Consider the following 13797-nt stretch of genomic DNA (forward strand, 5'->3'; position numbering starts at 1 on the left):
TTAAAAGGGTAGCTATGAAAAGAGAAATTATTATGACAGAGGATGGCTCCACCAGCATTCATTTACCCGAATGGAATGAAAGCTATCACTCGAAACACGGTGCCATTCAAGAAGCCAAGCACGTTTTTATCAAAAATGGTTTGGACCTTTTTAAAGAACAATCCGCTATTGCAATATTGGAAATTGGCTTTGGTACCGGTTTAAATGCTTTAATTACCTTATTGGAAGCCGAACAAAGAAAACAACACATAGACTACACCGGTATTGAAGCGTATCCGGTTGCGTTTTCGGAAATCCAACAATTGAATTATGCAGACCAATTACAGGCAACAGAGCAAACACAACGGTTTCATAACATGCACCAATCCAATTGGGAACAAAAGGAAATGCTGTCGGAATATTTTGGGTTAACCAAAAGAAATCAGTTTTTTGATACCATAACCGATGAAAACAAATTTGATTTAATTTATTTTGATGCCTTTGGTTTTCGTGTCCAACCCGAATTATGGTCGGAAAGTATTTTTACTAAGATGTTCCAAGCGTTGAAAGCAGAAGGCGTTTTGGTAACCTATGCCTGCAGAACCAGTATTAAAAATGCCATGATAGCGAGTGGTTTTACGGTTGAAAAGCTTCCAGGAGCACCAGGCAAACGGGAAATGCTTCGTGCAATTAAAAAATAAACAACTGATTCATAGTTAGTTATGAATTAATTTGAAATTTTAGCATAATATTAGCATTATTTTTAAGACCTACAACGTTATAGTTTTCAAAAAAAAGGTATATTTACATACGTTCTTATCCCAAAGTCTAACAAACATTAATTGAATTACAATGGCAAGATCAATGTTTTCTTATTCAAAATCTATACTTGAAAGAGTTAGTTTTGACCCAAAACTGTTTTGTAAAGAGTTAGAAAAAGCAATAAAAGTATTATTGCCTTATGAAATTGACCAATTACGAGATTGGTTATTACAATTTACCAAAGAAAAACCTGAATTAAGGCAATGTTTAATTTATATAAACTAAAAAAAGGAGCAATTTGCTCCTTTTTTATTTTGCAGCCTTCGGACTGATAATTTCTACATCATGAAATGCAATCGCACCTCGTACTACACCTGAAATAGTATCGCGTAGTGCATTGATAATATGAATTTTTAATTCGTTTTTAGGATAAATCAAACTCACTTCTCGAGAAGGTTTCGGATTTTTAAACTGTCGCAACTTGACTTTATTTTTTTCGTTCAAATCCAAGCTGTGCAAATAGGGTAAAAGGGTAGTGCCTAAACCTTCATCTGCTAATTTTATTAAGGTTTCAAAGCTACCACTCTCAATTTGAAAATGGTTCTCATTAATATAGGCATTGTTTTTACAAAGATTGAGAATTCCATTCTTGAAACAGTGTCCGTCTTGTAATAAAAGAATGCGATCTAAATCTAGATCACTTACTTCAATTTCCTTTTTGTCAAAACTGCTATGCGTATCCGGAATATACGCTACAAAAGGTTCGTAATACAACACAATTTCTTTAATGTTTTCCTCTTCTAATGGAGTAGCTGCAATAGCACAATCCAAATGACCGTTTTTCAGTTTTTGGATAATCTCTTCCGTTGTATTTTCTTCAATAACCAAATTTACCTTTGGGTATTTAGCGATGAAATTGGTTAAAAACATAGGTAATAGGGTAGGCATAATCGTTGGAATGATACCCACTTTAAATTCCCCACCAATGTATCCTTTTTGCTGGTCGACAATATCTTTAATTCGACCCGCTTCATTCACAATATTTTTAGCTTGATTTACAATTTTTTGTCCCACTTCTGTTAAAAGAATCGGTTTTTTGCTTCGATCGAAAATCAAAACGTCTAATTCGTCTTCCAATTTTTGTATTTGCATGCTCAAGGTGGGTTGGGTCACAAAGCATTTTTCTGCTGCAAGGGTAAAATTTTTGTGTTCAGCAACTGCTAAAACATAATATAATTGTGTAATTGTCATTGTATAAATATTTTTGATAAAAATATAAAAACTATCAATTTGATTTATAATAAAAGCCACATTTTTTTGAAATAATTTTGTGTAGAAATTAATAAAAACAAAGTGTTATGAAAATCAATGTCTTAGGTTTATCCGTTCAAGAATCAGAAGTTATTATAGAAAAATTAAACATATTGCTCTCTAATTTTCAAGTGTATTACCAAAATTTGAGAGGTTTACATTGGAACATTAGAGGTAAACGTTTTTTCGATTTACATGTTAAGTTTGAAGAATTATACAATGACAGTCAGTTAAAGATTGATTTAATTGCAGAGCGTGTGCTTACTTTAGGCGGAAAGCCCATGCATACTTTTACTGAATATTTAGCGAATAATAGTTTAAAAATTGGAAAAGACATTTCAAAAGATACAGAAGCGGTACAATTGGTTATTGATTCGTTAACCGAACTATTAAAAATTGAAAGAGTAATTTTAGAGGAAGCGGCTTCTCATAATGATGAAGGAACCAATGCCATGATGAGCGACTTTATCAAAGAGCAGGAAAAAACCATTTGGATGATGCAAGCTTGGATGGAAGAGGAGTAAAAACCTATTAAAAAAATAAAGTAAAATAGTCTTATCCTACATAAAATCACTTTATATTTGTGATATGAAGTTTTTATGTCAGTTAAGTCTCGTCTTTTTTTTAGCGTTTTTAGCGACACCTACAATTATTAGTTTAGTTGAGGAGAAATCTTCTTTGGCATCTTTTTACGAATTAAATGAAGAAGAGGAAAGCGGTTCTGATATTTCTTTTGATGAAATAAAACTCATTACACAAAACGAAACGCTACAATTTACTCTTCCTTCTTTTGAATTTCAATTACCTCGTTTTGCTTTAATGGATGATGCACTACTGTGTCGGTACAAGGCTTCTATTTTTATTCCACCACCTGATTTTGTTTAAAAAAATAAGTTGATTTAGTACTATTTTTTTAAAATGAATTTTATGTTTAAATATTTAAAAAATGATATTCCAGCGAGTATCGTTGTCTTTTTTGTAGCATTACCCTTATGTTTAGGAATTGCCTTAGCGAGTGATGCACCTCCTTTATCTGGACTAATAGCGGGTATAATTGGAGGAATTGTTGTAGGGTCTATAAGTGGATCCAAAATTGGAGTGAGTGGACCAGCAGCGGGTTTAGCGGCTATTGTAGCTGGAGCAATTGCTTCTCTTGGAAGCTTTGAAATATTCTTATCAGCTGTTGTTTTAGCAGGTGTAATCCAACTTTTATTTGGTATACTAAAAATGGGAGTTATTGGATATTATTTTCCAAATAGTGTTATCAAAGGCATGTTAACTGGAATTGGGATCATTATTATTTTGAAACAAATTCCTCACTTTTTTGGTTACGATTTAGAAGCAGAAGGTGCAGATAGTTTTTTAGAACAATCAGGAGAGAATACTTTTTCAGCAATCGCTCATGTAATTGATAATATTACATTAGGTTCTTTAATTATTGGTGTTTTAGGTTTAGTGTTGATTTTATTTTGGGACACTATTTTATCTAAGAAACACGCCATTTTTAAAATCATACAAGGATCTTTAGTAGCGGTTTTTATTGGTACCATTTTGCAAATACTCTTTAGTAAGACCCAAGGTCTTGCAATTGAAGGTAAGCATTTAGTACAAATTCCTGTTCCAGAAAAGCTTTCAGAATTTGGAAACTTATTGCGTTTTCCTAATTTTGAACAAGTTTTTACTATGGATGTTTTTGTAGTTGCCTTTACATTAGCTTTGGTGGCTAGTTTAGAAACTTTATTAAGTGTGGAGGCAACTGATAAATTGGATCCCGATAAAAATATTACACCACCCAATCGAGAATTATTTGCGCAAGGAGTTGGAAATATGGTTTCGGGCTTGATAGGAGGCTTACCTGTAACTCAAGTAATTGTGCGTAGTTCTGCGAATGTACAATCCAATGCCAAAACAAAACTATCGGCAATACTGCATGGTATCTTGTTGTTAGTCGCGGTTTTAGCTATACCTAATTTATTGAATCATATTCCCAAATCTGTATTAGCAGCGGTGTTAATTATTGTAGGATTTAAGTTGGCCAAGCCTTCATTATTTAAAAAGATGTTTGCTTTGGGTTGGACACAATTTGTTCCTTTTATAGTAACGGTAATCGTAATTATTTTTACGAACCTATTGATTGGAATATTTACTGGTTTAGCTATTGGAGTAATTGTAATTTTGGTAAAAAGTTATCAAAATTCTATGTTTTTAAATAAAAAAGAATCGGAATCGAACAATGTCATTGAAATGACTTTAGCAGAAGAAATAACTTTTTTAAATAAAGCTTCCATTCAAAAAGAATTGTTTAATTTGCCTGAGAATTCACGTTTGGAATTAGACATTAGGAAGACTACTTATTTAGATTATGATATTGTAGAAATTTTGGAAGATTTTGTGGTGCAAGCTAAGAATAAAAACATTTTTATACATTTAAAATCGGAACGAGGAATAGTAGATAATCCTGCAAGTTTTATCGAATTTTTTAAATTAAAAAAACAATCAACATAAATATTTAGAAACAATAGTATGGCAGAATTTTATAAAAAAATACTGGAAAACAATAAGAAATGGGTAGAAGAGAAACTAAAAATAAGCCCAGATTATTTCAATCATTTAGCAGAAGGACAACAACCACCACTTCTTTGGATTGGATGTTCGGATAGTCGCGTTCCTGCAAACGAGATCATTGGTGCAGAACCAGGAGAAGTTTTTGTACATCGAAACATTGCAAACATGGTTGTACACAGTGACATGAATATGTTAAGTGTATTGGACTATGCTGTAAATGCTTTAAAAGTTACGCATGTTATTGTTTGTGGTCATTACGGTTGTGGTGGTGTAAAAGCGGCTATGGGTAATGATTCTATAGGTGTAATTGACAATTGGATTCGTCACATTAAAGATGTGTATCGTTTTCACCAACAAGAATTAGATGCCATTACAGATGAAAAAGATCGATTCAATCGTTTTGTAGAGTTAAATGTTAAAGAACAGGTATATGATTTAGCTAAAACTTCAATAGTTCAAAATGCTTGGAGAAATGGCCAAAAATTATTTTTACACGGTTGGGTTTACGGTTTGAATTCGGGTTATGTGACCGATTTAGGGGTAAATATTACTTCAAATGAAGATTTGGACGAAGTATACCAATTAAAATTTTAAAGGGCTTAATCTTCTTCTAAGTTTTCATTAAAAGCAGAAGGCAATAGTTGTGGAATATATTTTACTAAGATAGGTAATAATATGCCGCCACCAGGAAGTAAAAAGATAGTTAACGAAGGTATGGTTTTACAAATATCGAGTAACTGTTTTTTTACTTTCTTTTTTTCTTCTTTATCCAGTTCTTTTGTTGTTGATTTTGCTAAAAGCACCATTAATTCTTTGCTTTCCGAAATTTCCTTAATTAATCTTTTTTTGTTACGAGTAATTAATTTAGTAACCGTTTTATTGGTTTGATCGTAAAAATGTTTTACTGGGTTTGAAAAATTGAAATATGCTATTTCGTCTTTGTAAGTGGTAATGAAATGTTCAATGGCAAGTAAACTAGGTTCTAAATAGGCTTTTCTTAAACTTAGTTTAGCTACTAATACTTCTAACAATTCCAACTCCTTAGTCTCTAATTTTTGGTCACTCCACATCGCCATTTCAACTAAATCCAAAAGATATAGTTTCTCAATTATAGAATCAAATCGTTTGAAATTAATTTCTTCTAGAGTTAAGTTTTCAATATTTTGAAATTTAGTGTAGCGTAATGAATTTTCAAATAGCTTTACTAAGAGTTCATCATATTTAGATTTATTCACTTTGGTTTTAAAAGCAATAGAAACCACTTTCATGCAACTCGATTCAAAATCTTTTAAGTATTTATCTGAAAAATCGGAATTGTTTATAAAATTGGCATACCCTAAAACATCCACGAAAAGCATAGCATTGATAACAATATGCGAAAAACTCTTCGTAATGATATTTTGATTCGTTTGGATTCGATCATTAATAATACTTTCTAATTGCGAACTCGAAGAAGCAGTAGGAAGTAATTTGGTTAGAAACGTATAGTTTTCCTTTTGTACTGATTTATAGAAAGAATTAATACTTTTTAGAAATACGGAAGTATCTGTATCATTTGTTTTGAGACAAAAAGTAGCATACAACGTATTTAAAAAAGCAATTTTTGTAATTTCGTCTAACGAAAGTCCCGAAAGGTCAATCGGTTTTTTTAAAATGATGCTTACGGGATGTCCATAAATGAAGCCCGAATTTCTTAAATCTTGATAAAAAGATTCATAATCAAAATAAGCTTTAAAATTACTTTGATTTTCTGTAAAAAATTTGTCAATCCAACCGTTAATTGAAGGGTTTATCATTTTAAAAATATTGAAGCAAAGGTAAAAATTTCTTGTTTCTATACTGTTAAATTTGCAAAGTATTTATATCTTGCTAAAAAATATTCTTGTATGAATTTTGCTATAATTATAACTATCTGTGTCTTACTATTATTGGCTTATGCGTTTACGATAAGTTCGTCTAAAACCAAAATTCCATCGGTAATTTTGTTGTTACTTTTAGGTTGGGTAGTAAAACAAATTACAGATGTTTTTCATATTGTAATTCCCGATTTAAATTCTTTGTTACCCTTTTTTGGAACATTAGGATTAGTGTTGATTGTTTTAGAAGGTTCCTTAGAGTTAGAATTAAATAAAAAGAAGCTTCCTTTTGTGGGGAAAACCTTGGTTACAGCTATTATTCCTTTATTTGTAACTGCTTTTGTGATTGGCCATTTTTTTTATTATTTTTTAGATTCTAGTTATAAAGACGGTTTAATCAATGCGGTGCCATTATGCATTATAAGTAGTGCCATTGCGATTTCAAGTGTAGGACATTTAAATTCTTTTAATAAAGAATTTGCCATTTATGAAAGTAGTCTTTCCGATATTATTGGAGTTTTGTTTTTTAACTTTATTGCGTTAAACTCAGTAATTAATTTGGATACTTTAGGTCACTTTGGTTTACAAATTTTATTGATGTTATTGATTTCGTTTATTGCATCTGCATTTTTAGCTTTTTTATTAAGTCGAATTGACCATCATATTAAGTTTGCACCCATTGTACTTTTAATTATTTTAATCTTTGCTATTTCTGAAATTTACCATTTGCCAGCCTTAATCTTTATTATGTTATTTGGTTTGTTTATTGGAAATTTTGATGAGTTAGAACGCTTTAAAGCCATTCAATATTTAAAACCACGTTCATTAGATAAAGAGGTTAAAAAGTTTAAAGAATTGATTATTGAAGCGGCCTTTTTAGTGCGTTCGCTTTTCTTTTTGTTGTTTGGTTTTTTAATGAAAACAGAAGATATTTTAAATCCACATACTTTTGAATTAGCTATAGGAATTGTAATTCTAATTTATTTAGTGCGAGCGATACAGTTAAAAATATTTAAAGTAAAATTAATGCCATTATTGTATATTGCTCCACGAGGATTAATTACCATTTTATTGTTTTTAAGTATTCCTGATGACAGTAAAATTCCTTTGGTTAACAAAGCCTTAATTATTCAAGTTATTGTTTTAACAGCCTTAATTATGATGTTTGGTTTAATTTTCAACAAGCAAGAAGATCCGAAAGATGAAGGAAAAGGAGATAATCTGAAGATTGATATAGATGTTCCGATATAGTTTATTAGGAAATGCATAAATAAAGTAACATAAAAAAATCCACTTTATCAAAGTGGATTTTTAAACAAACTAAACCAAAAAATTACAGTTGCTATTTTAGTAGCAATATTTATTTTCGCTAATTAATTTTGCTGCAATTTTTTCTCTTAAACCAATTACGTTAGGCATATTGGTATATTTTGTAAAACGCTTAAGACCCATTAACATCATGCGTTGTTCGTCACCTTCAGCAAAAGAAACAATTCCTTCTTTTCCTTTTTGGTTCACGGTATCAACCGCATGGTATAAGTATAATTGAGCCATAGCAATTTGTTCTTGAACTTTATCAGCACCTTCTTTCTTAGCTAATTTCTCAGTTCTAAGAATTGTACTTTCTGCCATATAAATTTCGATTAAAATATCAGAAGCGGCCATTAATAATTGTTGGTGTGACTCTAATTCAGGTCCGAATTTTTGAACAGCAGCACCAGCAACCATTAAGAATACTTTTTTCAATTTTGCAATCATTTCTTTTTCTTCAGCAAATAATTCTGAATAATCTGGAACATCAAAAGATGGAATACCCATTAATTCTTCAGCAACAGCCATTGCAGGACCTAATAAATCAACATGACCTTTCATTGCTTTTTTAACTAACATACCTACAGAAAGCATTCTGTTGATTTCATTAGTACCTTCATAGATACGAGCAATACGAGCATCTCTCCATGCACTTTCCATTGGAGCATCCTCAGAGAATCCCATACCTCCAAAAATTTGGATACCTTCATCTGTACAGTTTTGAACATCTTCTGAAACTGCTACTTTTAAGATAGAACACTCAATTGCAAATTCTTCAACACCTTTTAATTCAGCTTCTTGGTGGGAATTTCCTTCATTTACTCGAATATCGATTCTTTTTTCAATATCATTAGCCGCTCTATAAGTAGCACTTTCTCCAGCATAGGCATTGGTTGCCATTTCAGCTAATTTTGATTGAATAGCGCCAAAGCTTGCAATAGGAGTTTTGAACTGTACTCTTTCATTAGCATAATTAACAGCACCTGAAATAGTTCTTCTTTGTGCTTCTAAACAAGCTGCTGCTAGTTTGATACGTCCTACGTTCAATGCATTCATTGCAATTTTAAAGCCTTCGCCGCGACCTGCTAACATATTCTCTACAGGAACTTTCGTTTCATTAAAGAAAACCTGACGCGTAGAAGAGGAGCGAATACCTAATTTGTGCTCTTCATCTCCTAATGAAATTCCATTTGAAGGATCATTTTCAACAATAAAACCAGTAATGTTTTTATCATCTTCAATACGTGCAAAAACGATGAAAACCGAACAGAAACCTGCATTTGAAATCCACATTTTTCCACCTGTGATTTTATAATGAGTACCGTCTTCAGATAAAACTGCTTTTGTTTTACCCGAATTAGCATCAGAACCAGCTCCTGGTTCTGTTAAACAGTACGCTCCAAACCATTCTCCAGAGGCTAATTTTGGAACATATTTTTGTTTTTGCTCTTCAGTACCGTATAAGGTAATTGGCATAGTTCCAATTCCTGTATGTGCTCCAAAAGCCGTTGAAAAAGAACCAGTTGCTCCAGAAATGTAGTCACAAACTAAAACGGTATTGGTAAAACCCATTTCCATTCCTCCATAAGCTTCAGGAACTGCAACACTTAAATAACCTAATTCTCCTGCTTTACGCATTACTTCTTCTGTAAGTGCATAATCTTTTTTCTCAAAACGCTCTTTATTGGGCCATAATTCTTTATCCACAAATTCGATAACAGAATCACGCATCATGATTTGCTCTTCTGAGAAATCTTCAGGTGTGAAAATATCTTCACATTTTGTTTCTTTTACTAGGAATTGACCTCCTCTAATAATATCTGACATATTTTTTTTGATTTTTGGAGAAAAGAAAATAAAGAAAAGAAAAGCAATTTTCCAGATTCCATATTTTCATTTTCGGTTAGTCTATATTCTATTTACTGTAATCTTATTTTAAAAACTCAAAAATTCCTGCTGTACCTTGACCAGTTCCGACGCACATGGTTACCATACCATATTTGGCATTACCACGTTTACGCATTTCATCAAATAATTGAACTGATAATTTAGCACCTGTACAACCTAGAGGATGTCCTAATGAGATTGCACCTCCATTCACGTTGATAATTTCTGGATTAAGGTCTAATTCACGTATTACAGCTAAAGATTGAGAAGCAAAAGCTTCATTTAATTCAATTAAATCAATATCTGCTTGTTTTAAACCGGCTTGTTTTAAAGCTTTTGGAATTGCTTTTACAGGTCCAATACCCATGATTCTTGGTTCTACACCTGCTGAAGCAAAGTTTACCAAACGAGCAATTGGTTCTAAGTTTAATTCTTTTACCATCTCTTCACTCATCACCAAAACAAAAGCAGCACCATCACTCATTTGAGAAGAGTTACCAGCAGTTACACTTCCATCAGCAGCAAATACAGGTCTTAATTTTGATAAAGCTTCAACTGAGGTACCTGCTCTAGGACCTTCGTCTTTTGTAACAACATAAGAACGCGTTTCTTTCTTTCCATTTTCGTTTACAAAAGTTTCTTCTACAGTAATGGGAACAATTTGTTCATCAAATCGTCCTTCTGCTTGCGCTTTTAAAGCTTTCATGTGAGAATGATAAGCAAACTCATCCTGATCTTCACGAGAAACATTAAATTGTTTCGCAACGGCTTCTGCAGTTAATCCCATTCCCCAGTAGTAATCTTCATGCCCTTCTTTAGATAATTTATAATCTGGAGTGGGTTTATAACCACCCATAGGAATATAACTCATGCTTTCTGCACCACCTGCAATAATACAGTCGGCCATTCCTGCTTGAATTTTGGCTGTGGCCATTCCAATTGTTTCAATTCCAGATGCACAATATCTGTTTACAGTAACACCAGGAACGTCTTCTACTTTTAATCCCATTAATGAAATTAAACGTCCTACATTTAATCCTTGTTCTGCTTCTGGCATTGCATTACCTACCATCACATCGTCGATGCGCGTTTTGTCGAAATTAGGTAATTCTTTCATCATGTGTTCGATAGTTTCTGCAGCCAATTCGTCTGGTCTTTTGAAACGAAAAACACCTTTAGGTGCTTTACCTACTGCAGTTCTATACGCTTTTACTATATATGCTGTTTTCATAATTTCTTAGTTTCTTAATGGTTTCCCTTTCGTTAACATGTATTGAATTCTCTCTAAAGATTTTCTTTCGCCAGTTAAGGATAGGAAAGCTTCTCTTTCAAGGTCTAATAAATATTGTTCCGTTACTAGTGTTGGTTCAGATAAATCACCACCAGCCATTACGTAAGCTAATTTATTTGCAATTTTTTTATCATGTTCTGAGATGTATTTACCAGCTTCCATACTGTCTGTACCTACTAAAAACATACCTAAAGCTTGTTTTCCTAATACTTTAATATCTTTTCTTCTAGGAGCTTGAGTATAACCTTGTTCTGCCATTTGTAAAGCCACTTGTTTTGCAGTTGCAATTTGACGGTCTTTATTTACTACAACCATATCTCTTCCTTTTAGAAGTACACCTGTATCAAAACCTTCATATGCAGAAGTAGCCACTTTAGCCATACCTACAGTTAAGAAGTATTCTTGTAAAACGTTTAATTCCACATCATTTTTACGGAATAAATCAGAAGCTCTTAAAGCCATTTCTTTAGAACCACCACCTCCTGGAATAACACCCACGCCAAATTCTACTAAACCGATATAGGTTTCAGCAGCTGCAACAGCGCGATCAGCATGCATGGTTAATTCACAACCACCACCTAATGTCATGCCATGAGGAGCAGCAATTACTGGTATTGCAGAATAGCGACAACGCATCATCGTGTCTTGGAACATTTTAATAGCCATGTTCAATTCGTCATATTCTTGTTCCACAGCCATCATGAAAATCATTCCTAAATTCGCACCAACAGAGAAATTAGCTCCTTGGTTACCAATTACTAAGCCGTTATATTCTTTTTCTGCAATGTCAATTGCTTTATTAATACCTTGAAGGACACCAGCACCAATAGAATTCATTTTTGAAGTAAATTCTAAGTTGATGATACCATCTCCTAAATCAGTAATAATGGAATCGCTATTATTCCATATTTTTTTGCTTTCGCGAATGTTATTTAAGATAATGAAAGCATCTTGTCCTGGGATTTTTTCTGCTTTTTTTGACTGAATATTGTAGTAATAAGTAGCGCCTTCTTTTACAGAATAAAAAGAATTGTTTCCTGATGCAATCATTTCGGTTACCCAAGCAGCTGGTTCATAACCTTCCGCTTTCATTAATTCGATTCCTTTTTCAACACCAATAGCATCCCAAATTTCAAAAGGACCATTTTCCCAACCAAAACCAGCTTTCATAGCATCGTCGATTTTGTAGAAATCTTCCGTAATTTCAGGAACACGGTTGGAACAATATTGGAACATTGCTGAAAAATTCTTTCTGAAAAATTCTCCCGCTTTATCTTTACCTTTTACTAATACTTTAAAACGATCTATTGGTTTATCGATAGTTTTGGTTAATTCTAATGTAGCAAAAGAAGCTTTTTTATTCGGTCTATATTCTAAGGTGTCTAAATCTAAAGTAAGAATGTCTTTTCCTTCTTTTTTATAGAAACCTTGTCCTGTTTTACTACCTAACCAATTGTTATCCATCATGGTTTGTACGAAAGCAGGTAATTTGAATAATTCGTGAGATTCATCATTTGGACAGTTCTCATAAATACCGTTGGCCACATGTACTAAAGTGTCTAAACCAACCACATCTACTGTTCTGAAAGTAGCTGATTTTGGTCTACCAATAACAGGTCCTGTTAATTTATCTACTTCTTCAACAGTTAATCCCATTTCTTTTACTTGATGGAATAAACTTTGAATTCCGAAAATTCCAATTCTATTACCAATAAATGCAGGTGTGTCTTTTGCAACAACTGAAGTTTTTCCTAAGAATTTTTCTCCATATCCGTTTAAGAAATCCAATACTTCTTGCGAGGTTTTTGGTCCAGGAATAATTTCAAACAATTTTAAGTAACGAGCTGGGTTAAAGAAGTGTGTTCCACAGAAGTGTTTTTGGAAATCTTCGCTTCTTCCTTCACTCATAAAATGAATAGGAATACCAGAAGTGTTAGACGTAATTAAGGTACCTGGTTTTCTGTATTTTTCTACTTGTTCAAAGACTAATTTTTTAATATCTAATCTTTCAACAACTACTTCAATTACCCAGTCAGCATCTGCTATTTTTGGCATGTCATCAGTAGTATTACCCGTAGTAATTCTGTTGGCAAAGCTTGGATGGTAAATAGGAGAGGGTTTCGATTTTAAAGCGTTTGCTAGATGTTCATTTACTAAACGATTTCTAACCACTTTACTTTCTAAAGTTAATCCTTTTTTTTGTTCAGCTTCTGTTACTTCTCTTGGAACGATGTCTAATAATAATACTTCTACACCGATGTTTGCAAAATGGCAAGCGATTCCACTTCCCATAATTCCAGAACCAATAACAGCAACTTTTTTAATATTACGTTTCATATACTTGGTTATAATTTGTTTTCAAATTCCTTTTCTGAATAAATTTTCTTATCCGCAATTAATTCATTAATCACTTCAGCCACTTGCATAAAATGAATCAGTTTTTCTTCTGAAACATGTTCTTTAATGGTTTCATTAAATTTTAATACGGTATTTTTAGAAAGTTCTCTTTTTTCTTGACCTTCTTTAGTAAGTTCTATAATGACACCTCTACCATCTGAAGGATTTTTTTTACGAGTAATTAATCCTTTTTCTTCCATAGATTTAAGGGTTCTAGTTAAGCTTGTAGCTTCCATTCCCATTTTTGGACCTAGCATAGTAGAAGGAGTTCCTTTTTCTTTATCAATACTTAATAAAGCAAAACCAGTAGCCATTGTAGCTCCATATTTAGAAGCTTCTTCATTATACATTCTTGCTACAGCTTGCCATGTATATCTTAAAATATAATCGATTGTTTTATCTTGCATTTCGAAAACGTTTTAGCAAATATAAAAAAAA

At 32.5% G+C, this 13797-nt stretch carries 13 protein-coding genes; 7 read left to right on the forward strand and 6 right to left on the reverse strand.

The window, feature by feature from the left end; all coding sequences use genetic code 11:
* Positions 1 to 14: 14 nt before the first annotated feature.
* Together mnmD and NHF47_RS09425 are read left to right on the forward strand one after the other, a co-directional pair.
* Positions 15 to 680, forward strand: coding sequence for a tRNA (5-methylaminomethyl-2-thiouridine)(34)-methyltransferase MnmD (mnmD, locus tag NHF47_RS09420; protein WP_252764678.1), 666 nt, complete (start codon positions 15 to 17; stop codon positions 678 to 680).
* Positions 681 to 831: 151 nt separating this feature from the next.
* On the forward strand, positions 832 to 1026 hold the full coding sequence (locus tag NHF47_RS09425; RefSeq protein ID WP_252764679.1) for a hypothetical protein: 195 nt from the start codon (positions 832 to 834) through the stop codon (positions 1024 to 1026).
* 24 nt (positions 1027 to 1050) lie between these two features.
* Here the strand turns inward: NHF47_RS09425 and NHF47_RS09430 are convergent, their stop codons facing one another.
* Positions 1051 to 1992, reverse strand: a complete 942-nt coding sequence (locus tag NHF47_RS09430) for a LysR substrate-binding domain-containing protein (protein ID WP_252764680.1) — start codon at positions 1990 to 1992, stop codon at positions 1051 to 1053.
* A gap of 107 nt (positions 1993 to 2099) precedes the next feature.
* On the opposite strand from NHF47_RS09430, the gene NHF47_RS09435 reads away from it, so the two are divergent.
* From NHF47_RS09435 to can, 4 genes are all read left to right on the forward strand, one after another.
* Positions 2100 to 2576 carry a Dps family protein gene (locus tag NHF47_RS09435; protein ID WP_252764681.1) on the forward strand — a complete coding sequence of 159 codons (477 nt, stop codon included), beginning with the start codon at positions 2100 to 2102 and terminating at the stop codon, positions 2574 to 2576.
* A gap of 64 nt (positions 2577 to 2640) precedes the next feature.
* Positions 2641 to 2937 (forward strand): hypothetical protein, encoded by a 297-nt coding sequence (locus NHF47_RS09440; RefSeq protein ID WP_140998371.1) that lies wholly within the window; start codon positions 2641 to 2643, stop codon positions 2935 to 2937.
* 42 nt (positions 2938 to 2979) lie between these two features.
* Positions 2980 to 4557, forward strand: coding sequence for a SulP family inorganic anion transporter (locus tag NHF47_RS09445; protein ID WP_252764682.1), 1578 nt, complete (start codon positions 2980 to 2982; stop codon positions 4555 to 4557).
* Positions 4558 to 4575: 18 nt separating this feature from the next.
* Positions 4576 to 5211 carry a carbonate dehydratase gene (gene can / locus NHF47_RS09450; RefSeq protein WP_252764683.1) on the forward strand — a complete coding sequence of 212 codons (636 nt, stop codon included), beginning with the start codon at positions 4576 to 4578 and terminating at the stop codon, positions 5209 to 5211.
* A gap of 5 nt (positions 5212 to 5216) precedes the next feature.
* On the opposite strand, the gene NHF47_RS09455 is transcribed toward can, so the two are convergent.
* Positions 5217 to 6413: an LETM1-related biofilm-associated protein gene (locus NHF47_RS09455; RefSeq protein WP_252764684.1), complete on the reverse strand. Its 1197-nt coding sequence runs from the start codon at positions 6411 to 6413 to the stop codon at positions 5217 to 5219.
* 90 nt (positions 6414 to 6503) lie between these two features.
* On the opposite strand from NHF47_RS09455, the gene NHF47_RS09460 reads away from it, so the two are divergent.
* Positions 6504 to 7724: a cation:proton antiporter gene (locus tag NHF47_RS09460; RefSeq protein ID WP_252764685.1), complete on the forward strand. Its 1221-nt coding sequence runs from the start codon at positions 6504 to 6506 to the stop codon at positions 7722 to 7724.
* A gap of 96 nt (positions 7725 to 7820) precedes the next feature.
* On the opposite strand, the gene NHF47_RS09465 is transcribed toward NHF47_RS09460, so the two are convergent.
* The 4 genes from NHF47_RS09465 to NHF47_RS09480 all read right to left on the reverse strand — a co-directional run bounded on the left by NHF47_RS09465 (position 7821) and on the right by NHF47_RS09480 (position 13766).
* Positions 7821 to 9611 carry an acyl-CoA dehydrogenase family protein gene (locus NHF47_RS09465; RefSeq protein WP_252764686.1) on the reverse strand — a complete coding sequence of 597 codons (1791 nt, stop codon included), beginning with the start codon at positions 9609 to 9611 and terminating at the stop codon, positions 7821 to 7823.
* A gap of 103 nt (positions 9612 to 9714) precedes the next feature.
* Positions 9715 to 10902, reverse strand: a complete 1188-nt coding sequence (locus tag NHF47_RS09470) for an acetyl-CoA C-acyltransferase (RefSeq protein ID WP_252764687.1) — start codon at positions 10900 to 10902, stop codon at positions 9715 to 9717.
* Between the two features lie 6 nt (positions 10903 to 10908).
* Positions 10909 to 13299 carry a 3-hydroxyacyl-CoA dehydrogenase/enoyl-CoA hydratase family protein gene (locus NHF47_RS09475; protein WP_252764688.1) on the reverse strand — a complete coding sequence of 797 codons (2391 nt, stop codon included), beginning with the start codon at positions 13297 to 13299 and terminating at the stop codon, positions 10909 to 10911.
* Positions 13300 to 13307: 8 nt separating this feature from the next.
* Positions 13308 to 13766 carry a MarR family winged helix-turn-helix transcriptional regulator gene (locus tag NHF47_RS09480; RefSeq protein ID WP_140998380.1) on the reverse strand — a complete coding sequence of 153 codons (459 nt, stop codon included), beginning with the start codon at positions 13764 to 13766 and terminating at the stop codon, positions 13308 to 13310.
* Positions 13767 to 13797 lie beyond the last annotated feature (31 nt).

Origin of the sequence: Flavobacterium sp. NRK F7, from assembly GCF_024054195.1 — a bacterium.
Taxonomy (GTDB): domain Bacteria; phylum Bacteroidota; class Bacteroidia; order Flavobacteriales; family Flavobacteriaceae; genus Flavobacterium.

Bases quoted from the DNA above. Each gene is read 5' to 3' on its own strand.
- mnmD (WP_252764678.1), top strand. From the start codon at position 15: ATGAAAAGAGAAATTATTATGACAGAGGATGGCTCCACCAGCATTCAT.
- NHF47_RS09425 (WP_252764679.1), top strand. From the start codon at position 832: ATGGCAAGATCAATGTTTTCTTATTCAAAATCTATACTTGAAAGAGTT.
- NHF47_RS09430 (WP_252764680.1), bottom strand. From the start codon at position 1,992: ATGACAATTACACAATTATATTATGTTTTAGCAGTTGCTGAACACAAA.
- NHF47_RS09435 (WP_252764681.1), top strand. From the start codon at position 2,100: ATGAAAATCAATGTCTTAGGTTTATCCGTTCAAGAATCAGAAGTTATT.
- NHF47_RS09440 (WP_140998371.1), top strand. From the start codon at position 2,641: ATGAAGTTTTTATGTCAGTTAAGTCTCGTCTTTTTTTTAGCGTTTTTA.
- NHF47_RS09445 (WP_252764682.1), top strand. From the start codon at position 2,980: ATGTTTAAATATTTAAAAAATGATATTCCAGCGAGTATCGTTGTCTTT.
- can (WP_252764683.1), top strand. From the start codon at position 4,576: ATGGCAGAATTTTATAAAAAAATACTGGAAAACAATAAGAAATGGGTA.
- NHF47_RS09455 (WP_252764684.1), bottom strand. From the start codon at position 6,413: ATGATAAACCCTTCAATTAACGGTTGGATTGACAAATTTTTTACAGAA.
- NHF47_RS09460 (WP_252764685.1), top strand. From the start codon at position 6,504: ATGAATTTTGCTATAATTATAACTATCTGTGTCTTACTATTATTGGCT.
- NHF47_RS09465 (WP_252764686.1), bottom strand. From the start codon at position 9,611: ATGTCAGATATTATTAGAGGAGGTCAATTCCTAGTAAAAGAAACAAAA.
- NHF47_RS09470 (WP_252764687.1), bottom strand. From the start codon at position 10,902: ATGAAAACAGCATATATAGTAAAAGCGTATAGAACTGCAGTAGGTAAA.
- NHF47_RS09475 (WP_252764688.1), bottom strand. From the start codon at position 13,299: ATGAAACGTAATATTAAAAAAGTTGCTGTTATTGGTTCTGGAATTATG.
- NHF47_RS09480 (WP_140998380.1), bottom strand. From the start codon at position 13,766: ATGCAAGATAAAACAATCGATTATATTTTAAGATATACATGGCAAGCT.